At 42.0% G+C, this 20,194-nt stretch carries 17 protein-coding genes and 8 tRNA genes; 7 read left to right on the forward strand and 18 right to left on the reverse strand.

Annotated elements, in window-relative coordinates:
- A partial coding sequence (locus B9T26_RS15985) for a helix-turn-helix domain-containing protein (protein WP_143223000.1) occupies positions 1 to 109 on the reverse strand: 109 nt, incomplete at its 3' end.
- Positions 110 to 264: 155 nt separating this feature from the next.
- Between B9T26_RS15985 and B9T26_RS07410 the strand changes: the two genes are divergently transcribed.
- Positions 265 to 1,047, forward strand: coding sequence for a YdcF family protein (locus tag B9T26_RS07410; RefSeq protein ID WP_086199089.1), 783 nt, complete (start codon positions 265 to 267; stop codon positions 1,045 to 1,047).
- A gap of 2 nt (positions 1,048 to 1,049) precedes the next feature.
- Here the strand turns inward: B9T26_RS07410 and B9T26_RS07415 are convergent, their stop codons facing one another.
- From B9T26_RS07415 to B9T26_RS07465, 11 genes are all read right to left on the reverse strand, one after another.
- Complete coding sequence (locus B9T26_RS07415) at positions 1,050 to 1,508, reverse strand: DUF2750 domain-containing protein (RefSeq protein ID WP_086199090.1); 459 nt, start codon at positions 1,506 to 1,508, stop codon at positions 1,050 to 1,052.
- A 74-nt stretch (positions 1,509 to 1,582) separates the two neighbouring features.
- Positions 1,583 to 1,658: transfer RNA gene (locus B9T26_RS07420), tRNA-Val, on the reverse strand.
- Between the two features lie 106 nt (positions 1,659 to 1,764).
- Positions 1,765 to 1,841: transfer RNA gene (locus tag B9T26_RS07425), tRNA-Asp, on the reverse strand.
- Positions 1,842 to 1,884: 43 nt separating this feature from the next.
- Positions 1,885 to 1,960: transfer RNA gene (locus B9T26_RS07430), tRNA-Val, on the reverse strand.
- 31 nt (positions 1,961 to 1,991) lie between these two features.
- Positions 1,992 to 2,068 (reverse strand) — tRNA-Asp (locus tag B9T26_RS07435).
- Between the two features lie 13 nt (positions 2,069 to 2,081).
- Positions 2,082 to 2,157: transfer RNA gene (locus B9T26_RS07440), tRNA-Val, on the reverse strand.
- A 21-nt stretch (positions 2,158 to 2,178) separates the two neighbouring features.
- Positions 2,179 to 2,255 (reverse strand) — tRNA-Asp (locus B9T26_RS07445).
- Between the two features lie 47 nt (positions 2,256 to 2,302).
- Positions 2,303 to 2,379 (reverse strand) — tRNA-Asp (locus B9T26_RS07450).
- A gap of 27 nt (positions 2,380 to 2,406) precedes the next feature.
- Positions 2,407 to 2,482, reverse strand: a tRNA-Val gene (locus B9T26_RS07455).
- A gap of 297 nt (positions 2,483 to 2,779) precedes the next feature.
- Entirely contained in the window at positions 2,780 to 3,307 is a 528-nt protein-coding gene (gene elsL, locus B9T26_RS07460; RefSeq protein WP_086199091.1) for a cell wall-recycling L,D-carboxypeptidase ElsL, read from the reverse strand.
- A 7-nt stretch (positions 3,308 to 3,314) separates the two neighbouring features.
- Positions 3,315 to 3,698, reverse strand: coding sequence for a YbaN family protein (locus B9T26_RS07465; protein WP_086199092.1), 384 nt, complete (start codon positions 3,696 to 3,698; stop codon positions 3,315 to 3,317).
- A 97-nt stretch (positions 3,699 to 3,795) separates the two neighbouring features.
- Between B9T26_RS07465 and B9T26_RS07470 the strand changes: the two genes are divergently transcribed.
- The 3 genes from B9T26_RS07470 to dapE all read left to right on the forward strand — a co-directional run bounded on the left by B9T26_RS07470 (position 3,796) and on the right by dapE (position 6,209).
- Complete coding sequence (locus tag B9T26_RS07470; protein WP_086199093.1) at positions 3,796 to 4,665, forward strand: DUF1853 family protein; 870 nt, start codon at positions 3,796 to 3,798, stop codon at positions 4,663 to 4,665.
- A gap of 126 nt (positions 4,666 to 4,791) precedes the next feature.
- On the forward strand, positions 4,792 to 4,941 hold the full coding sequence (locus B9T26_RS07475; protein ID WP_086199094.1) for an entericidin A/B family lipoprotein: 150 nt from the start codon (positions 4,792 to 4,794) through the stop codon (positions 4,939 to 4,941).
- Positions 4,942 to 5,072: 131 nt separating this feature from the next.
- On the forward strand, positions 5,073 to 6,209 hold the full coding sequence (gene dapE / locus B9T26_RS07480; RefSeq protein WP_086199095.1) for a succinyl-diaminopimelate desuccinylase: 1,137 nt from the start codon (positions 5,073 to 5,075) through the stop codon (positions 6,207 to 6,209).
- Positions 6,210 to 6,286: 77 nt separating this feature from the next.
- On the opposite strand, the gene B9T26_RS07485 is transcribed toward dapE, so the two are convergent.
- The 6 genes from B9T26_RS07485 to pilG all read right to left on the reverse strand — a co-directional run bounded on the left by B9T26_RS07485 (position 6,287) and on the right by pilG (position 14,855).
- Positions 6,287 to 6,745 carry a hypothetical protein gene (locus B9T26_RS07485; RefSeq protein ID WP_086199096.1) on the reverse strand — a complete coding sequence of 153 codons (459 nt, stop codon included), beginning with the start codon at positions 6,743 to 6,745 and terminating at the stop codon, positions 6,287 to 6,289.
- Between the two features lie 4 nt (positions 6,746 to 6,749).
- Entirely contained in the window at positions 6,750 to 11,246 is a 4,497-nt protein-coding gene (locus B9T26_RS07490) for an Hpt domain-containing protein (protein ID WP_086199097.1), read from the reverse strand.
- Positions 11,247 to 11,419: 173 nt separating this feature from the next.
- Complete coding sequence (locus B9T26_RS07495; RefSeq protein ID WP_086199098.1) at positions 11,420 to 13,492, reverse strand: methyl-accepting chemotaxis protein; 2,073 nt, start codon at positions 13,490 to 13,492, stop codon at positions 11,420 to 11,422.
- 45 nt (positions 13,493 to 13,537) lie between these two features.
- Positions 13,538 to 14,074: a chemotaxis protein CheW gene (locus B9T26_RS07500; protein WP_086199099.1), complete on the reverse strand. Its 537-nt coding sequence runs from the start codon at positions 14,072 to 14,074 to the stop codon at positions 13,538 to 13,540.
- 5 nt (positions 14,075 to 14,079) lie between these two features.
- Positions 14,080 to 14,448 carry a response regulator gene (locus B9T26_RS07505; protein WP_086199100.1) on the reverse strand — a complete coding sequence of 123 codons (369 nt, stop codon included), beginning with the start codon at positions 14,446 to 14,448 and terminating at the stop codon, positions 14,080 to 14,082.
- Positions 14,449 to 14,471: 23 nt separating this feature from the next.
- On the reverse strand, positions 14,472 to 14,855 hold the full coding sequence (gene pilG, locus B9T26_RS07510) for a twitching motility response regulator PilG (RefSeq protein ID WP_067723812.1): 384 nt from the start codon (positions 14,853 to 14,855) through the stop codon (positions 14,472 to 14,474).
- A 280-nt stretch (positions 14,856 to 15,135) separates the two neighbouring features.
- Here pilG and B9T26_RS07515 point away from each other — a divergent pair, with 280 nt between their 5' ends.
- The 3 genes from B9T26_RS07515 (at position 15,136) to B9T26_RS07525 (ending at position 20,098) form a co-directional block, all read left to right on the forward strand.
- Positions 15,136 to 15,780, forward strand: coding sequence for a hypothetical protein (locus B9T26_RS07515; protein WP_086199101.1), 645 nt, complete (start codon positions 15,136 to 15,138; stop codon positions 15,778 to 15,780).
- A 61-nt stretch (positions 15,781 to 15,841) separates the two neighbouring features.
- The gene (locus B9T26_RS07520; RefSeq protein WP_086199102.1) at positions 15,842 to 16,966 is read left to right on the forward strand and encodes an efflux RND transporter periplasmic adaptor subunit; all 1,125 of its coding nucleotides are present in this window, start codon (positions 15,842 to 15,844) and stop codon (positions 16,964 to 16,966) included.
- Positions 16,967 to 16,993: 27 nt separating this feature from the next.
- A complete protein-coding gene (locus tag B9T26_RS07525) occupies positions 16,994 to 20,098 on the forward strand; it encodes an efflux RND transporter permease subunit (RefSeq protein ID WP_086199103.1) in 3,105 nt (1,034 codons plus the stop codon).
- Positions 20,099 to 20,194 lie beyond the last annotated feature (96 nt).

The following is a 20,194-nucleotide window of genomic DNA, read 5'->3' on the forward strand; positions in this document are numbered from 1 at the left end:
TTGAAGGAGATCGATTCAACCGCCAAGCAATATAACGAATAGAAAAATCTTCACGTAATAAGGCAAATATCTGATATCTTTCGTCTTGAGTAAGATGAGTATAGTTCATGATGCAACTTTGACTTTGGTCGGTCGGAAGCAAAATGCTAACTCATCTTACTTCCTTCCAAGAATTTAATCTCTGTTGCACTTCATTTAAGAATCTAAGTACTTAAAACATCCAATTTGTTTAAACTAACAATAATATTTACCCAGAGTAATCTTATGTCCAGCAGTTTTAAACGCAGTTTCAGCTTAATAATAGGCAGCTGCCTGGTACTGGATAGCTTATGGTTACTTGCTATGGATAAGATTCACTTAGGCATTATTCTTCCCCTGATTATTGGTATGGCACTGATGCTGTATGCGATATGTTTTAACTGGATTCAAAGCCTTATTCAGCTTAGCCCATTAAGACAGATGTTATGGCGCTGTTTATGGACAGGATTTTTTCTCTGGATAATCACATTAGTGATGTTTTTCAGTTATCTGCAATATAGCAGTCAGCAGTTCAATAACATGCAGCCCGCTGCTGCAGTCATTATATTGGGCAGTGGAATCGAAAAGGGCCGACCCTCTCCCACTTTAAAACAGCGTTTAGATATCGGTGCCGCCTATGCCAAACAGTATCCTGAAACACTACTGGTCATGACTGGAGGTTTAGGTTTTCAGGAGCAGATCTCTGAAGCAGCAGTAATGTCTGAATATCTGCAACAACAGCATCATATTGATCAGTCACGTATTCTATTAGAAGCCAAAAGTACCAGTACTGAAGAAAATCTGCGCAATGTACAGCCTTTACTGACGCAGCGGCATATTCATCTGAACCAGCCGATTGTGATTGCCACCAGTGACTTTCATATTTTACGTGCCAAAGCTATTGCCAATCATCAAGGCTATCAGCAGATACTCACGCTCAGCGCTCCAACACCGCTTTACATTCGCTACAACTCCTGGTTGCGCGAATACTTTGCCTTCATTAGTGGCTGGCTGTTACAGGAATACTAAAATCAGTTCAAACGAATGTTACGTGGTAAAGGCAGTTTTGCATCTTTAAATAATTCAGGTTTTTGTACGTAAATTTGATACAGATAATTTTTGATATCCACTAATAATTTTTCCGGTGCAACCAGCACATTTTGCCCTTCCGGGGTTAAATCCATCGACACGCTGGTGTTTTCCTGGCGTAAAAAAGGAATTACTTTTTCGACAAAATCTTTGAGTGAAATTTCCTGAATCTGATAATTTGCCCAATTGTCTTTTACCAACAATTTTGCCAGGCCTTTGGTTTGCCAAATGGCAAATGCACGCTGACCGGTAGGGGTCGCACATAATGCCCAGCCGTCATCATATAAGGCATGGACATAACCTTGACCTACAATCGTTTCAACAAATTGTTTATAAATCTCTTGTGCGTTATAGGTATTATTTGGAGCTTTGGCAGCTTTGCGTTGATATGGATTTCTCATATTTTTTCAATAGTTAAAATTATTATTAACTAGAGATTTTATGGAAAAAATAGAATTTTATCAAGGAGAATATATGGTGGGCGCTGACGGGATCGAACCGCCGACATTCTGCTTGTAAGGCAGACGCTCTACCAACTGAGCTAAGCGCCCTGAGGAATAAAAAATAACGATGTTATTTTTTATGACGCAAGACAAGCGAAGCGCGTAGTCTTGGTATTGATATCTTAAACTCAGGGATTTAAGAAATTTTAAAAAATGGCGCAGCGGACGGGACTCGAACCCGCGACCCCCGGCGTGACAGGCCGGTATTCTAACCAACTGAACTACCGCTGCATCACGATACTTATTGCTAAGTACTTATATCTATTAAAAGATATGGTGGGCGCTGACGGGATCGAACCGCCGACATTCTGCTTGTAAGGCAGACGCTCTACCAACTGAGCTAAGCGCCCTCAAAGGGTCTTACAATTTCGATTTTAAGGATGGCGCAGCGGACGGGACTCGAACCCGCGACCCCCGGCGTGACAGGCCGGTATTCTAACCAACTGAACTACCGCTGCATCGCAAAAAATCTGGTGGGCGCTGACGGGATCGAACCGCCGACATTCTGCTTGTAAGGCAGACGCTCTACCAACTGAGCTAAGCGCCCTCAAAAGGTCTATTATGTAAATGGCGCAGCGGACGGGACTCGAACCCGCGACCCCCGGCGTGACAGGCCGGTATTCTAACCAACTGAACTACCGCTGCACTTACACAATGTCGCTATTGTGGCAAACGAATATTAAGAACTTAAGTGGCGCAGCGGACGGGACTCGAACCCGCGACCCCCGGCGTGACAGGCCGGTATTCTAACCAACTGAACTACCGCTGCACTAAAGTGTCTTAACGTTAAAGAGCTTGGTGGGCGCTGACGGGATCGAACCGCCGACATTCTGCTTGTAAGGCAGACGCTCTACCAACTGAGCTAAGCGCCCTTTAAACGTCTTCATCGTTTGATGAGGTGCATTATAGAGAATCCTGACAGACTGTCAAACGCTTTTCTGCCTGTTTTTGGTTTTTTACGTTTGAGTGATTAAAAAATAGGTTATTCGCTATAAAAACAAACAATTTCGATAACTTATTTACTATTTTCTGTAAAAAACCGTGAAATCATGGGGTTATTTTTCAGTAAAATTTTCCCTGATTTTTGAACTATTGGCAAAGACTGCTATTTTTTAATCTATTCGATAAACCCGGATTTTCAGCTTTTAACTGCTCTGCGTTTTTATTTATCAGCGAGTGCCTGTTTTACAGTCCGTCGAATTCAAACGCTGTTCTGAAATAAACACCACAGCATCCTCAGAAATCAGTTCAAATAATTCAATCACATCTTCATTGCGCATCCGGATACAGCCATGAGACATCGGAATCCCCATGGGTTCTGTATCCGGCGTGCCATGAATATAGATATAACGCTTAAAAGTGTCACAGCCCTCGCCCTGATTAAAATTTTCTTCTAGCCCACTTAACCAGAGAATGCGCGATAAAATCCAGTCACGTTCAGGAAATTGCGCAGCCAATGCTGCATCGTACACTTCCCCTGTTTGCTGCCTTGCTTTAAACACCGCATTTTTAGGTGCCGTATGTCCGAACTTGAGCGCCACTTTATGCCAGCCCCTAGGCGTCTTGCCAGAATTTTCCTGCTCGCCGATCCCGTTCTTGCCGGTAGAGATGACATAAGACTTGTGATGCTTAGGCAAGGTCAAACTTTGCTCGGCCAAATCAATCCAGATATCTGCCTGCTCTAAAGAATATGTCATAAGAAAGTTACTCAACGTCTTTAATCGGTTCAGCTGCAGGTTCAGGTCGTAGCCATAGCCAGATGGCAACGCTTAGCATGGTCAAATCGGTAAATATTTTCACCAATACTGGAGCAGTGGTAAATAACATGATGATTCCACTGATTAACATCATGATACTGGCAAACCATTTTGCCTTGCGTGGTACGGTACCATTTTCACGCCATGACCTTAATGTTGCACCATACTTAGGATGATTCAGCAGCCAGGCATCCATTTGTGGCCAGCCTTTAGAGGCTGACCAGGCGGCTAAAATCAGAAATACTGTTGTTGGCATACCCGGTAAAAGTGCCCCGATAAAGCCCAGGATGATAAAAATCATCACCAAACTTCGCCAAAACAACATTTTCATAGCACTGCCCTATACATCTAATTGCGGTAGTATAAAGTGTTTTTGCATATTATCCGTTGTCATTCTGCACTTTTTAATCTAGCGCCAGGGGTTGGCTATGTTTGTTTTAAATCAAGCGTCTCATCTTGAGGAACCTTGGCTGCAATTTAAAAATTTACTGGTTCGGCAATTGGCCTTTTGCGTATGCAGTCCAAATATTTTATCGGATACTCCGCCCGAACTGGTGTTAAAACACACTTTTCAGTTTCACGACAATGCTATATGGCACGGCCATTTTGAGAATTATCGCGCCAGACTGCTTTATTTAGATCAGCATCCGCAAGAATTAGAAATCTTTTTACAGCAACTAAAAAGTACCCGTCTGGGATTACGTTTTGAAATGTTTATCTGGTTTTGGTTGCTCGAGCCAGACTATCACCCTTATCAATTGCTCGGTCATAGCATTCAAAAAATAGCTGGGCCACGCACCTTGGGTGAACTCGACTTCCTGTTATTCAATACTGAAAGCAAGGCCATTGAACACTGGGAAGTGGCTTTAAAATACTATTTAGCGGAACGTGATTTTTCCTTGCCTTATTGGTATGGCTTAAACCGGAGCGATACTCTGTTGCGTAAATTGAATCACTTTAGCCAGAAGCAGTTTCAATTTGAGGATGCACTGGAGCATAAAATTGAACAGCGTTTTGCGGTACTAAAAGGACAGCTCTACCTCCCTATTGAAAGCAAGGTAAGCGCTATCCCCAACTGGGTCAATCTGCAACGCCGTTTAGGCTACTGGGGAAGCCATATTCCACCACAAAGTGCTGATTTTTATCGATTACAACGACAAGAGTGGATCTGTCCGCAACAGCATATCAGTAGCGATACGGCACACTGGTGGAGCAATGGTTTATATCTGCAAAAAGATAAAAATAATTTCTATATGTACCGAAATTTGCCCCTCCTTTCTCAAACGGTAAAGGGCTAACTTTATGAGAATTGTCTATTTTTATAACAAATGCTTACTTTTCTACCATCAAAAACTCATATTTTTTACGCCGGGCATTAATTAACCTGAATTCACATCAAAATAATGAATTACTTGGAGATGATGATGAAAAAAATTCTTGCTGCTTCCCTCATTATTGCTTTTGCTTTAACTGGCTGTAATACCTTTAAAGGTGTGGGTAAAGATGTATCCAAAGCTGGAGATGCCGTAACCAATACCGCAGAAAAAACTTCTGAGGAAATTCGCAAAAACTAATTTGTTTTTAGCGCACACAGAACCCTATCTCAGATAGGGTTTTTTTATGCCAATTTTATGGCAGTCATTCACTTTCAAGGGCATATTCGCCTATTATAGTACCGACAAATTTATCGACTTATGAAAATCGCATGACATCTTCCGCTACCCTTGATTTAAGCTTGCAACTGTTACGTCAGCCTTCTGTAACACCGATCGATCATAGCTGCCAAACTATAATGGCGGAACGTTTAGCAAAAATAGGCTTCAATATTGAACCGATGCGTTTTGAAGATGTCGATAATTTATGGGCACGTAAAGGAATTGAAGCACCGGTACTTTGTTTTGCAGGTCATACCGATGTAGTACCCACCGGTAGTTTAGATGACTGGAATTCAGATCCTTTTGTACCGGAAATCCGCGATGGCAAACTTTATGGCCGCGGTAGTGCCGACATGAAAACAGCACTGGCAGCCATGGTAGTGGCTTCTGAACGATTTGTTGCAAAATACCCAAATCATAAAGGTTCTATTGCCTTCCTCATTACTTCCGATGAAGAAGGTCCGTCGATTAATGGTACCGTGAAAGTAGTAGAAGCCTTAGAAGCCCGCAATGAAAAAATGACCTGGTGTCTGGTCGGTGAACCTTCTAGTACGCATCAATTGGGTGATATCGTTAAAAATGGTCGTCGTGGTTCATTGAATGCCAAATTGACCGTAAAAGGTAAACAAGGCCATGTCGCATATCCTCACCTTGCCATTAACCCAATTCATACTGCATCTAAGGCCTTGGCTGAACTGTGTGATACGGTGTGGGACAATGGCAATGAATATTTCCCCGCTACATCTTTCCAGATTTCCAATATTTCTGCAGGTACCGGTGCAACCAACGTGGTTCCTGGCACCATGAATCTATTATTTAATTTCCGTTATTCAACTGAAGTGACTGCTGAACAATTAAAAGCTCGTACTTTAGAGATCCTTGACCGTCATCATGTCGACTATGACATTGAATGGACATTGTCTGGCCTGCCATTCCTGACGCCAGTGGGTGAACTGGTCAATGCAGCAAAAAATGCCATTCGTAATGTAACAGGTGTTGAAACTGAGCTGTCTACCAGTGGCGGTACTTCAGATGGTCGATTTATTGCCCCTACTGGTGCACAAGTGCTTGAACTCGGTGTACTTAATGCCAGCATTCATCAAATTGATGAACATGTAAATGTCGCCGATTTAGAACCGCTTGCTGAAATTTATGAACAAATTTTGGAAGGCTTATTGGCTAACTAAAAACGAATAAAGCCACAAATAAAAAAGGAACTTTAGGTTCCTTTTTTATTGTCCATTATTGGATTAAGCGCTAGGTTTTATAACCCCAAAGAAGACTGAATTTGGGCCAGATTAGGCACATGAAACACCTGATCTCCCATACGTACATACTGAAATACATCCGGGTCTGTAGCAGTACGTTCTTCATCTACCACTTCGGAAATACGCAGACGAATCGTTTTTGGCATCTCATTACACATCAGGGCAAAACGCTGACTGACATCATCACCTTCAATCACCAACGCTACACCGGTTTTCCGCTCTGGATCATTGACTGCATATACCGGTAATTTCAGTTCATGCCATTCTACAAAGGGTACTTGGGTAGCACTATCCAGTGCCGATAAGACAATATTTTGCGGAAGGATCATCGCTTCCTTGCCATGACAACCAATAATATAGGTATCGATAAATCCGGTAGATACCGTAATAAGGTGGTATAGCTCTTGTTGTGAAATTTGATCAACAGCAGAGTTTGAAACACTATTTTGGCTCATTTAATTACCCCTGACTGGTCTCTTCTAACAAACTTTCTATATTTTCCAACAATTCCGCTTCCTGGAACGGTTTACCCATATAATGCGTTACACCAAGGCTGAATGCACGTTCACGGTGCTTCTCGCCTGTTCTTGAAGTAATCATGATAATAGGCAGGTTTTGATGCACTTCATGGTGACGAACCAGGTTGGTTACTTCAAAACCGTCCATACGCGGCATTTCAATATCCAGCAACATCAAGTCTGGTTTGACATTTTCCAGCTGCTCCATGGCATCCACACCATCTTTGGCCGTTACCACATCAAAGCCTTGACGCTCAAGTAAACGTGAGGTCACCTTACGTACAGTCACCGAGTCATCCACAATCATAATCAGGCGGCGCGCATTGCTATAACGAGAATGCTCACGCTGATCTGACAGCTGTTTAAGACGTTGGGTACTCTGAATTTGGCGGGCAATATTCTGGCCATCCAAAATCAGGCAGACTTGACCATCACCTAAAATGGTTGCACCGGCAATTACACCCACATTTGAGAATTGCTGACCGATCGGTTTCACCACAATTTGTGCACGTGAACCAATCAGCTGATCTACCAATAAGGCAATGGTTTGCCCATTATTACCCTTAATAAGTAGTACGGGTAAAGAATGCGCAATATTACTTAAGCGTGGTAAAGGTTGGTTGGAAACGAATTCAGATAAATAACGCAGTTTATAACTGGTGTTATCAATTTTAAAGAAGTCATCTTTACTGTTGAAATATTGCTCCAGCGTAGATGGCGCAATTCGTACAATACGGTCAATTTGTGCCAGTGAAATTGCGAACTGCTGATCACCTGATTTCACCATCAAGGCATCACTTACCGCTACAGTCGTCGGCACGCGAATCGTAAATGTCGTGCCTTTACCCAATTCAGAATCGATGGAAATATGGCCACCCAGTGCCTTAATTTCGCTTTGCACCACATCCAGACCTACACCGCGTCCGGAAATCTGGGTCACTTCTTTGGCTGTACTAAAACCGGGATGGAAAATAAATTGCAGGATTTCCTGTTTATCAATAGGTTGATCGGCTTTAATTAAACCCAAGCTGAGCGCTTTTTCTTTAATTCTTGCTTCATCAATCCCTTTACCATCATCACTGAACGATACCAATACATCTGTACCTTGACGGCTAATATTTAAGACAATTTTCCCGACTTCAGGCTTTTGTAGTTCATGTCTTACTGGAGTGTCTTCCAGACCATGATCGATCGCATTACGCAGCATGTGCTCGAATGGAGTGACCAAACGCTCAAGAATGTTACGGTCTAATTCACCTTCAGTGTTTTGAACCACTAACTCTGCCGGGCGGTTTAGGGTGGATGATGTTTGACGCACGATACGTTGCAAACGTGGCAATAAACGGTCAAATGGTACCAGACGGGTACGCATCAAGCTTTCCTGAATCTCGGCTTGAATACGTGATTGTTGTAGCAACAAACCTTCCGTATCACGAATTTTTTCAGACAAGGTGGTTTTAAAGTCCACCAAGTCAGATGCAGATTCCGCCAGTGATTTTGACAACTGGTTCAATGATGAATATTGGTCCATCTCCAATGGGTCAAAGTCAGCATAACGTGAAGTGTCACCATGTTTGGCAATAATTTGCGATTCTAGCTCACCTTCCATTCGACGTAACTGGTCAGCCAGACGCTTGATCGCCAATTCCATCTCGTTCAGGGTATTACCGAACTGGCCCAAGTCCATTTCAATACGCGAACGGTTAATCGCATTTTCACCAGACAAATCGATCATTTTTTCCACCAGATCGGCAGAAATACGGATCATTTCATTGCTGTTGTCCTGTTGAGCACTTGTATCCCACTCACCCAGCATTGCCGGCGGTTCAGTACCATCCCCCTGAACAAATTCAAAGGCTTTAGCCGTAGTAAGCGTATCGGACTGAGTAACACGATTTGGTAACTGGGCAGTGACATCAACAAACTGGATTGACTCTAAACTTAGTTTAACACTATCGTAATTACTGAAATCATGCTCGAAGATGGCCTGTTTTAACCATGCCAAAGTGGTTAGCAATAACGGGTCATACGCATTCGAGTTGAACTGATGCACCGCAAAGCGTTCGAATGTAGTTTCCAACTGGTAGGCAATCGCCCCTACCGGTTCATTTTCAACCATGCGCGCACCACCTTTCAAACTGTGGGCTGCACGTTGTAATTGAAGCAGCAAGCTACGGTCACTACGCTGATCAAACCATTGCTTCAACAAGCCATCCGTAGACTCCAGAATCTCTTCTGCTTCCTCTAGGAACGTTTCTTCTGCAATTAAACGGATACTCTCATCTGGATCTTCAACATGAACCGGACTTACCAAGCTTACTTCAGTAGCTGTTTCGACTTCTTCAGCTGAAATTGCCACAGGTTCAGCTAATTCATCAGCAGATATTTCAGCTTTGACTTCAGCTTCTGCTTCAATTTGAGTCTCAGTTTCGGCTTCATTTGCAGTTTTGAGTTCTTCAGTTTCTGTTGCGACTTCAGGTTCAGCTATCGCTTCGACTTCGACAACTGCGGCACTTACAGCCACACTACCTTGAGCGATCGCTTGAATATTTCGTAAAATTTCAATCGATTCAGTACCGGCATAGTCAATCTGATCATCACGAATGACTTGAATACGATCCGATACATCATCTTGTACTAAACGAATAATACTAATGAGCTGCGGATTGACTGCAATTTGCTGACGAATCACCCGCTCATAGATGCTTTCTAATTCATGCGAGATTAAACCAATATGAGTCGCCTGAATCATATTTGCACCACCTTTGAGGGTATGCAAATAACGCATTAAATTGTTCAGTGCTGCGGTATTGGATGGATCTTTCGACCAGGTATTCAAATCCTGATCAATCCCGCCCAACAATTCTTCTGCTTCTTCCAGGAAGATCTCCAGCAAATCTTCATCAAAATCACGATTGGCATCAGCAGCATGCATTTGCGCACGATCTGAGCGTATTTTTTGTGAAATTTGCGCCAGATCTACACTGCCTGAAGCAACAGCTGAGACTGCCTCGGCTTGAATTTCAGTGCTCGGTTCTTCAGCCTCAAAATGTTCAAGGTCTTGCTGAACAAAGGCCGCTAGGTCACTCAATATTTTTTGGACATCTTCCGTTAAAATAACGCGCTGACCTGCAGCCAAGGTATCGAACAGATGAATGAATTCTTGATGTGCCTGTCCAAACAATTCATAGGCATAATCAATATTAAGCAGTTCTGGTTTTAATACCAGTGCCTCATAGCTAGACTTCAATTCATTGGTAAATTGATGGATACCCATCGCAGCACGGTTATCGGTATGATCCAATAATTGTTGTGCCTGTTCACTTAAAGCCTGAATATATTCCGGATATTCAACTTTGGCGCGTTTATCAAATTCGAACTCTGCATCCAACAACAAGTCGATATTCAGTTCGACCAGCTTCGATACCAGACCTTGCGGATTCACATCTTCGTCTACTTCTATAGAAGTGAAACCATAACTGTCCCATGCCGTGTTAAAGGTAGCATAAATCGCATCCAGCTTCTGGATATGGCCCTGTTTTAAAGTATGTAGATAATCACGGACAAATTCAGCATATTGAACAAGTAAGGCAGTCTGGCTAGATGTTGAAACAATTTCTTCTTGTAATAACGTTTTAAATAAGTTTTCAACCTTGGTACTGGCTTCAAAAATTTGCTCAATTTGAGCCATGGAAGAGCTGCCACGCAAGGTATGCAAGGCACGGATCAGACCATTATAATCCTGATGTTTTTCCTGTTCATTTTTCAGGAACTGATCAATCGTAAATAGATGTTCTTCCGCTTCCTCAATAAAGATTGCAACTGTTTCTTCAATATCATTATTGTCTGCTGCTGCAACTGGCTCTTCTGTAACCGTTGTTTCAGCTTCTGCATCACTCACTTGCTGATCTTGTAATTCTAAACCAGTGAGGCAATCTACACTTGTCAGCGTATGAGACAGTTCAAGCAGTTCTTCTAATGCGGGTTCTAAACTGACCTGCTGCTGTATTTGCTGCCCCAATAATACGAGAGGTCTTAAGTCAATATCAGCATTTTGAACCGTTTTAAAAATTGGGTATAACTTATATTGATAAATATTAAACACAGTTTGAGCAAATCGTTGAACTGTGGTATCCAAAACCACTGTGCCGGAAATGACACGATTCAAGGTATCTTCAACCGACCACGCCAATTCGCCAGCCGACTTTGCCCCCACCATGCGTCCAGATCCTTTAAGGGTATGGAAATGGCGACGAATCGTAGTCAAGGTTTCCTGATCTTGTGGATTTTCAAACCATTGAACTAATAAAGTACTTAATTCAACGAAGATCTCTTCTATTTCTTCAACAAAAATTTCTAAAATTTCTGCATCTTGATCAAGATAACTATCTTCAGGAAGCGTTGTCGTTTCAACTAAATTTTTTAATATTTCTTTCATAGCTTAGGCTTCTTACGTTGATTTGCCACCAAGAAGGGCACTCAAACTTAATTGTCACCATCACGCGAGACCTAACTTTGAAGTTAAGTTCATCTTGTCGATGCATTATCTGTGTTTGTCGAATATACCTTGCCCGCAAGCAAGGTATATCATCACAAGGCCTCGGTCTTACCTTAGTCAGGTAATTTAAAGTCAGTTACAGATTCACGTAATGATTCGGCCATATTTGCCAATTCAGACACCGAACGTGCTGTATCGAATGTTGCTGTGGTGGTTTGCGAAGTAATTTCTTGTACAACATTCATCGTGGTTGCAATATGACCTGCAGAAGCAGACTGAAGTTTTGCAGCATCAGAAATGTTGGCAATCAATTTCGCCAGGTTGCTGGATACGTTTTGAATTTCATCCAGTGCCACACCAGCATCTTTAGACAAGTTCGCACCACGTACAACCTCTGAAGTGGTTTGTTCCATCGAAATTACCGCTTCGTTGGTATCCGTTTGAATGGTTTTTACCAAGCCTTCGATCTGTTTGGTTGCAGATGCTGAACGTTCCGCAAGACGCTGTACCTCATCGGCTACCACGGCGAAACCACGACCGGCTTCCCCTGCCATCGATGCCTGAATTGCAGCGTTCAATGCCAAGATGTTGGTTTGGTCGGCAATATCGTTAATCAAGGCAACGATGTTACCAATCTCCTGAGAAGACTCACCCAAACGTTTAATACGCTTTGAAGTTTCCTGGATCTGCTCACGAATGGTATCCATACCTTCAATAGAACGGTTTACAACATCCGCACCATTGGCAGCAATTTTTACCGAACGTTCCGCAACGACTGCCGATTCTTCAGCATTGGCAGATACCTGGTCAATAGACATTGCCATTTCATTAATTGCGGCAGATGCACCGGCAATTTCTTGTGCCTGGTGTTCAGATGCTTCGGCTAACTGGTTGGTAATACCCTGCGTATTGGCGGTATATTGCGCAACTTCTTGCGATGTATCGGTAATACGCGATACCAAGTCACGTAACTGGTCAATCGCGAAGTTAATGGAGTCGGCAATTGCACCGGTAAAATCTTCAGATACCGTTGCGTATGAACGCAAGTCACCATCTGCCAAATCGGCAATTTCATCCAGTAAACGTAAAATCGCGTTTTGGTTACGGTCATATTCTTCTTGCAGGCTTGCTACACGCTGTTTATCTGACTGGCCACGTAATGCAAGTAATTTGAATACAGCAAACAAGAAAGCAACCAAACACATGATTAATAGCAATGCAGGAAGTGCAATCGCCAAGCTTGAACCACCCGACAACTTATTCAGGTTGGTTAACAATTCATCTGACTGGGCAAAAATTGAAGAAGAAGCTTGACGTACTTTTACAATTTGAGTCGAGTTTTTAAGAATCGTTGCAGATGCTGATTTCAGTACATCATCATATTCACTTTTAATACCACTCAGCGATTCACGTAATGCCGGATCAGAAATACGCTCTACACCAAGTTCTGCACTACCATTAAGCTGTGCATTCAGGTAAGAACCAAAAGTTTCGGTATCGGCACTGAAGTCATCTGCAGATTCACGCGAGTTATCACTACCCGCCAATACAGAACTGATCGAACGAAGAATACGTTCTGCAATGAATACCTGGTTTTTCGCAATCACCACCTGGTTACTTGGCATGTTTTGACGTGCCATTTGGTCAACCATCAAGTTATATTCTGCCTGAATCCCCGGAATCGATTCACCAATCGCAATGTTGGTATCATAAAGCTGGTTAATCATTTTTTGTTGAGATGAAATTAAATCAATCCCTTCCGATACCGTTTTCCACTGCTTTTCCACTTCAACCAATGCAGCCGTATGTGGATGAATATCATTAACGATTTCAAGGTTTTCAGCAAAGTCTTTTTGCGATTGAACTAATTTATCAATCGACTCTTTGGTTCCCGAAGCTGTTGCATCAGTAGCCTGACGTGAAATGGTCTGAGATAACAAACGCAAGTCACCGACACTACGTGTCAATTCGTTATTACGCGGCACACTATAGAATAAGTACAATAGTAGGAATAGTGCTACGACCAGAGAAAATGCTGCGCCCAAAATTAAGGGTTTGGACTTTTCACTGTCACCAAATACACGTGATAATTGCTCTGTTTGTGATTGAATCTTTGCTAATAAAGCATTCCCACCCTTACGGCTGGTGCCTTCACTTGTATTCTTCTTTTTAAGTTTAAAGCCCATCCAGCTTCTCCCCGAGTTGCGCTATCATTCTTTAGCGTGCGACTATTAATTTATAAATTTTATAGAGGCATTCATATATTTTGGATTTTGCAATAAACGACTAAATAAGAAAACATGCCAGTGTTGATTATGTTGATAAAAATATCCCTGACAATATTCTTGTAAATTGCTGTCTAATTCACCGTGTTTAGAAAAGAAACTTTTCTTGTTAAAGTGTTGAATCCCCAAAACCTGATCTACCACCAAACCGACATAATGGTCATTATGACTAATACACAATACTTTTTGAGTCGGTGAAAACTGACTTCGATGCCCCGAAATATAATGCGCCAAATCAGCCACTGAAAGTAAACGTCCCCGAATATTGGCCAGTCCCATCACCCAGGATCGGGTATTTGGAACCGGCGTATATTTAGGCGGATAAATCACTTCAGCCACTTCACCCAAAGGGGCAACAAAATATTGCCCCATCATCTCAAAAGCAATGCCTGACCATCGGTTTACTTCATTTTCAGTTGTAACGTAGTTTTTATTGCCACGCTTAGCAATCCGAAGTAATTCGATAAATCCATTAGCTGCCATAGAGCTTATCCTGCATTGAGGTGGTGTTTAATCACATCAATTAATTGTTTTTCGTCTACAGGCTTGGTCAAATAATCACTTGCCCCTTGACGTTTACCCCAAACGCGGTCAGTTGCCTGATCCTTGGTACTCACAATCACAATCGGAATGTGTTTGGTGCTAGAACCACGTGCAATTTGACGTGTCGCTTGGAAACCATTTACCCCTGGCATTACCACATCCATTAGCACCAGATCTGGTAGTTCTGCTTGTGCCATTGTGACACCATCAGCACCATTTGCCGCTTCAATCACCTCAAAGCCATGCTTGGTTAAAATTTCTTTAAAACGAAATGTTTCTGTAGGTGAATCATCAACGATAAGGATACGTGACATGCTTTTCCCCAATAAAAATAAACTTATGCTGTTACGTGATTGCGGATAGCGTTTAACAATTCATCTTTACTAAAGGGTTTAGTTAAATACTCGTCCGAACCAACAACACGACCTTTTGCCTGATCAAATAAACCATCTTTACTTGACAACATAATGACTGGAATATTTTGATAATTTTGTGAATTCTTGATGAGTGCACAAGTTTGATAACCGTCCAAACGTGGCATCATGATATCTACAAAAACAATATCCGGATTGGCTTCAGCAATTTTTGCCAAGGCTTCAAAACCATCTACTGCGGTCACGACTTCACAACCTTCACGTTGTAGTAATGTTTCTGCTGTACGACGAATGGTTTTTGAATCATCAATCACCATCACTTTTAGATTTTGGAATTTATCGTCCATTTAATGACCCTTCCCATTTTTTGAATGTACAAACAATTTTAGTCGAAAATTTTATTACAAGTTAAAAACATTTTTAACATATCTTTACTTGCGTTTTCAATGAACATTTTCCTCACAAAGACTCACTTTCTTGTATTTTTAATAACAGCTTCACACTTTATACCGATCAATGATTTTTTTTTGACAGAGAAAGGTTTTTTATTACTCGTTTTGAGTCTAATATAGCCTATTTATTACTTTTAAAATAAGTAATTTAGTCAACTTTTATTCGGGGGTTACAATGCAAAGTCAGTTTAAATACAAACTTGCTTTCATTGCACAAAAAAAAATGACCATAAGATTCATTTTTCTTTCTTTTATTATTTTCCACGCAGCATCGGCATTTGCTGAAAATCCGCCACCTAAAGCCACCTGGTATCGTTATTATGACAGCAAAGGTGTGGCCAATATTAGCACTAACGTTACCCCCAACCATATTCGCCACGGCTATGAAGCTTTAGATCAGAACATGCGGGTAATCAAACGTAATCGTGCCTTCAACAGCGAACTGGATATCAAACAGGCTCCCTTACGTGCAGCGCATGCCCAAAAACAAGCAGCTGACTTGAAACTTAAAAAAGCGTATGGAAGCAGTCAAGTTGCAATTACAAAACGTAATGACTTATTAGTCAGTATCAAAAAGCAGATTGCCTTCCAGCAAGACCAGTTAAAACAATTACAGACTGACCGAATCTACTTTAAACGCCAGCAGATTGAACACTTACGTAAAGCTGAAGCCCTGCCAAGTAGCTTAAAAAATAATTTAGAAAACAATCAAAAGAATATTGAAGCAAAAAAAGAAATGATTCAATCGTTACAAATTCACTATCGAAATACACAAGCAGAATACGACAATATTATCGCTCGCTTAAAAGCTATTGAATAAATTGCATTTGTTCCCTCAAAAGCTTAGTTTAAGCCACAATAAATAAAAAGGATGAAGTTACATGCTATCTGGACAGCATACAAAAAAAATTAAATTAAGCGACCACAAGCTATATCTAACAGGCGGTGCCCTCTGTTTGAGCCTATTCCTGACGGCTTGCCAAAAAAATGAAATCGAAAAACCCGTAGAAACAACAACAAAAATTGAATTAATTCAAAAAGATTTAGTTTCAGTAAAAGATGGTACCTCTGTTGCAAAAAGTGCTTTTACCGGTACGCTTCGTGCCGTCAATCAAAGTAGCATACAGGCTCAGGTTACGGCCACTGCAACCCAGGTTAATGTACAGGTGGGGCAATCTGTGGTTAAGGGTCAAATACTGGTTCGCCTGAATAATCAAGATAATGCGGCACGTTTAGCGCAAGCACAGGCCAATCTTACAGCGACTCAAGCCCAGGCCAATCTGGCAAAGAATATGATGCAGCGCAAAAAGCGCTTATTGGATCAAGGCTTTATTTCCAAAGTTGAATATGAACAGGCCAATGTAGACTATCAGGCGCAACTGGAAAATGTACACGCACAGCAGGCAAATGTGAATATTGCACAAAAAGCCGAGCGTGAAGGTACCATTTATAGTCCAATTTCCGGGGTGATTACCCAGCGCCAGGTCGATGCAGGGCAAACGGTTGCTGCTGGCCAGACCCTGTTTGAAATCGTAGATCCGAATCAATTGGAAATTCAGGCCAAATTGCCAAGTGACATGCAGGCTGCGTTGAAAATTGGACAACGAATTGAATACACCATTCAAGGTAATCCAGCGCAACTAACTGCGGTTTTAACTCGAGTCTCCCCTATTGCTGATCCTGCCAGTCGCCAAATTGAATTTTTTGCCAGACCGAACGAAACGATCAATTCACTCAGTATCGGTTCGTTTGTAGAAGGCAATATTCTTGCTTCAACCCAAGTTTCAGGTCAGCTCATTCCACTTGATGTGATCCAGAATCTCAAAGATAAGCCCTATGTATGGGTGATTCGCCAGAACAAAATTGAAAAAGTAAATCTGGTGATCTTAGAACAACGTTATCGGGACAATTTGGCTGTCGTTCAAGGACTGCAAAACGCTGACCAAATTAGCCGTATTAAATTTAATGACCAAGACATTCATCAAGCGGTCATCATCAATAAATAATAAAAAAATAAGTACAGGATTGTTCTTATGTGGTTTACCCGAATTAGTGTTAAATATCCTGTTTTCACCATCATGATGATGTTGTGTTTACTGGTACTGGGGCTGGCATCTTGGCAACGTATGGGGGTAGAAGAATTTCCTGATGTCGATTTTCCATTTGTGGTGGTCTATACCTCATATCCAGGTGCATCACCTGAAACCATTGAATCTGAAATTTCCAAGAAAATGGAAGATAAGATTAATACCATTTCAGGTTTAAAACAGATTATTTCTCAATCTAGTGAAGGGCTTTCGACCATTATTGTCGAATTTAATTTAGATGTGTCTTCTGCCGTTGCAGCACAGGATATTCGCGATAAAATTGCTCCGGTTACTGCCCAGTTTCGTGATGAAATTCAAGATCCTGTTGTTGAGCGTTACGATCCGACTGCCAATGCGGTGATGTCGATTGTCTTTGAATCAGACAACATGCCTTTACGCGACTTGAGCTCCTATTTAAGTCAGCGAATTGTCCCGCAACTTAGAACTGTACCGGGCGTTGGTACAGTAAATTTGCTGGGTGATGCACAACGCCAGATTCGTATTGAGGTTGATCCGCAAAAACTGCAAAGCTTTGGCATTGGTGTAGACAAGGTCATCAATACCTTGAAAGGTGAAAATATTGAAGTTCCGGGAGGAACTTTAAAACAGCCGACCTCCGAACTGGTGGTGGAAATCAAGTCTAAAGTGATTCATCCGCAAGCTTTTGGCGACTTGATTATTGCCAATAAAAATGGTGCTCCTATTTACTTAAAACAGGTAGCAAGCATTGAAGATGGTCAAGCTGATTTTGAATCAAGCGCTTATTTAAATGGTAAAGCTGCGGTCGCAATTGATATTTTGCGAAGTTCCGATTCCAATGTGATTGATGTTGTCAATGCCAGCTATAAAGCCCTGGCGAAAATCGAGAAACAGCTCCCCAAGGGTACAGTGGCTAAAGTTGCAGTCGATAGTTCCCGAGGTATTCGTGGCAGTATTAAAGATGTTGCACGGACCATTATTGAAGGCGCAGTGCTCGCCGTTCTGATTGTTTTACTGTTTTTAGGTTCGTTTCGTTCCACAGCCATTACCGGACTGACCTTACCGATTTCCCTGCTGGGCACCCTGACTTTTATTTGGGCTTTTGGCTTTACCATCAATATGATGACCTTGCTGGCATTATCCCTCAGTATTGGTCTGTTGATTGATGATGCCATTGTAGTACGGGAAAATATTGTCCGCCATGCCGACATGAGTAAAGACGCGGTTACAGCGGCACTGGATGGAACCAAAGAAATTGGGCTGGCAGTTTTAGCTACCACGCTCACCATTGTCGCGGTATTTTTACCGGTTGCATTTATGGGCGGAATTATTGGTAAATTCTTCTATCAATTTGGCGTAACCGTCAGTGCTGCAGTGCTGATTTCGATGTTTGTCAGCTTTACCCTCGATCCCATGCTTTCTGCGCACTGGGCTGAAAAACACGATCCAAACAAAAAACCGGGCAGAATCAAACGCTTCTTTAACTGGATATCAAACAAGCTCGATAATTTAAGCCATTATTATGAAAAGCTATTAAAACTGGCGCTACGCTTCCGTATTTTAACTCTAATGGTTGCCGTAGCTTCACTTTTTGGCGCCTTGGGTTTATCCAAATTGATTGGTACCGAATTTGTTCCCGTTCCAGATAAAAATGAAATTCGGATTAAATTTGAAACACCAGTGGATGCATCACTCGAATATTCACAGGCCAAGCTATTGCAAGTTGAAAATATTCTGCGCAAGCATCCAGATGTGCGTAATACCTACAGTATTATTAATGGAGTAACAGATCGCGGCAAAAACCATGTCAGCATACGCGTCAGTGTTACCCCTCGCCTGGAACGTGCTAAAACACTGACCCAACTCAATAACGAGTTTCGCCAGCGCTTACAAAGTGTCGCGGGGATTACTATTACTTCAGTGGCTTCTGCAGATGAAACTGTTTCTGGGGGACAAAAGCCGGTTCTTATTTCCATTAAAGGGCCCGATCTAAACGAACTGCAAAAAATCTCCGATCGCTTTCTTGCAGAAATTTCTAAAGTAGAAGGTATCGTCGATCTTGAAAGCTCGCTTAAAGAACCAAAACCAACCTTGGCGGTTCATATCAATCGGGTTCTGGCCAGTGATTTAGGCCTGTCTGTCAATCAAATTGCCAATGTCATCCGCCCCTTAATTGCAGGTGATGACGTTACCACCTGGCAAGATGAAAAAGGCGAAATTTATGATGTCAATCTTCGTCTGACCGAAAACAGACGTACCCTGCCGAGCGATATACAGAATCTTTATTTGAATTCGCAAAAAACTGATGCTTCAGGCCAGCCTATTTTAATACCGCTGGCAAGTGTAGCGTCTTTCAATGAAACGCTGGGAGCCTCACAAATTACCCGCCGTGATCTGGCTCGTGAAGTACTGGTAGAAGCCAATACAGCAGGCCGACCTGCTGGTGATATTGGGGTAGATATCAAAAAAATTGAAGATAACTTTGATTTACCACCGGGTTATAGTTTTGCTACGCAAGGTGCAAATAAAGACATGGCAGAATCGGCAGGTTATGCCTTAACCGCCATTACCCTTTCCATTGTGTTTATCTATATTGTATTGGGTTCACAATTTAACAGCTTCATCCATCCTGCGGCGATTATGGCTTCCCTTCCCCTCTCGCTGATTGGGGTATTCCTGGCTTTATTCCTGTTTAATTCCACCATGAACCTGTTTTCCATTATTGGGATTATCATGCTGATGGGATTGGTGACAAAGAATGCTATCCTGTTGATTGACTTCATCAAAAAGGCTATGGATCGCGGAGAGGATCGTTATGAGGCGATTATTGAAGCGGGTAAAACCCGTTTACGCCCTATTTTAATGACCACCAGCGCCATGGTGATGGGGATGATTCCTCTGGCATTAGGCCTTGGTGAAGGTGGCGAACAAAGTGCACCGATGGCGCATGCCGTGATTGGTGGCGTAATCACCTCGACATTATTAACGCTGGTCGTTGTACCGGTCATCTTTACTTACCTGGATGACTTTAAGAATTTTATGACGCGCCAAATCCGCAAAATCATGTCATAATAAATCCATTACCATGAGGTGACATTCTGAAATGTTCACCTCATTTTTTTATCGTATAATCTTATGCTTTAACGCTTAATTATCAGGACAGTTTCC

This window comes from Acinetobacter sp. ANC 4169, from assembly GCF_002135355.1.
Taxonomy (GTDB): Bacteria; Pseudomonadota; Gammaproteobacteria; order Pseudomonadales; family Moraxellaceae; genus Acinetobacter.

Coding starts and splice junctions, on each gene's coding strand:
- B9T26_RS07410 (WP_086199089.1), top strand. CDS start 265: ATGTCCAGCAGTTTTAAACGCAGTTTCAGCTTAATAATAGGCAGCTGC.
- B9T26_RS07415 (WP_086199090.1), bottom strand. CDS start 1,508: ATGAGAAATCCATATCAACGCAAAGCTGCCAAAGCTCCAAATAATACC.
- elsL (WP_086199091.1), bottom strand. CDS start 3,307: ATGACATATTCTTTAGAGCAGGCAGATATCTGGATTGATTTGGCCGAG.
- B9T26_RS07465 (WP_086199092.1), bottom strand. CDS start 3,698: ATGAAAATGTTGTTTTGGCGAAGTTTGGTGATGATTTTTATCATCCTG.
- B9T26_RS07470 (WP_086199093.1), top strand. CDS start 3,796: ATGTTTGTTTTAAATCAAGCGTCTCATCTTGAGGAACCTTGGCTGCAA.
- B9T26_RS07475 (WP_086199094.1), top strand. CDS start 4,792: ATGAAAAAAATTCTTGCTGCTTCCCTCATTATTGCTTTTGCTTTAACT.
- dapE (WP_086199095.1), top strand. CDS start 5,073: ATGACATCTTCCGCTACCCTTGATTTAAGCTTGCAACTGTTACGTCAG.
- B9T26_RS07485 (WP_086199096.1), bottom strand. CDS start 6,745: ATGAGCCAAAATAGTGTTTCAAACTCTGCTGTTGATCAAATTTCACAA.
- B9T26_RS07490 (WP_086199097.1), bottom strand. CDS start 11,246: ATGAAAGAAATATTAAAAAATTTAGTTGAAACGACAACGCTTCCTGAA.
- B9T26_RS07495 (WP_086199098.1), bottom strand. CDS start 13,492: ATGGGCTTTAAACTTAAAAAGAAGAATACAAGTGAAGGCACCAGCCGT.
- B9T26_RS07500 (WP_086199099.1), bottom strand. CDS start 14,074: ATGGCAGCTAATGGATTTATCGAATTACTTCGGATTGCTAAGCGTGGC.
- B9T26_RS07505 (WP_086199100.1), bottom strand. CDS start 14,448: ATGTCACGTATCCTTATCGTTGATGATTCACCTACAGAAACATTTCGT.
- pilG (WP_067723812.1), bottom strand. CDS start 14,855: ATGGACGATAAATTCCAAAATCTAAAAGTGATGGTGATTGATGATTCA.
- B9T26_RS07515 (WP_086199101.1), top strand. CDS start 15,136: ATGCAAAGTCAGTTTAAATACAAACTTGCTTTCATTGCACAAAAAAAA.
- B9T26_RS07520 (WP_086199102.1), top strand. CDS start 15,842: ATGCTATCTGGACAGCATACAAAAAAAATTAAATTAAGCGACCACAAG.
- B9T26_RS07525 (WP_086199103.1), top strand. CDS start 16,994: ATGTGGTTTACCCGAATTAGTGTTAAATATCCTGTTTTCACCATCATG.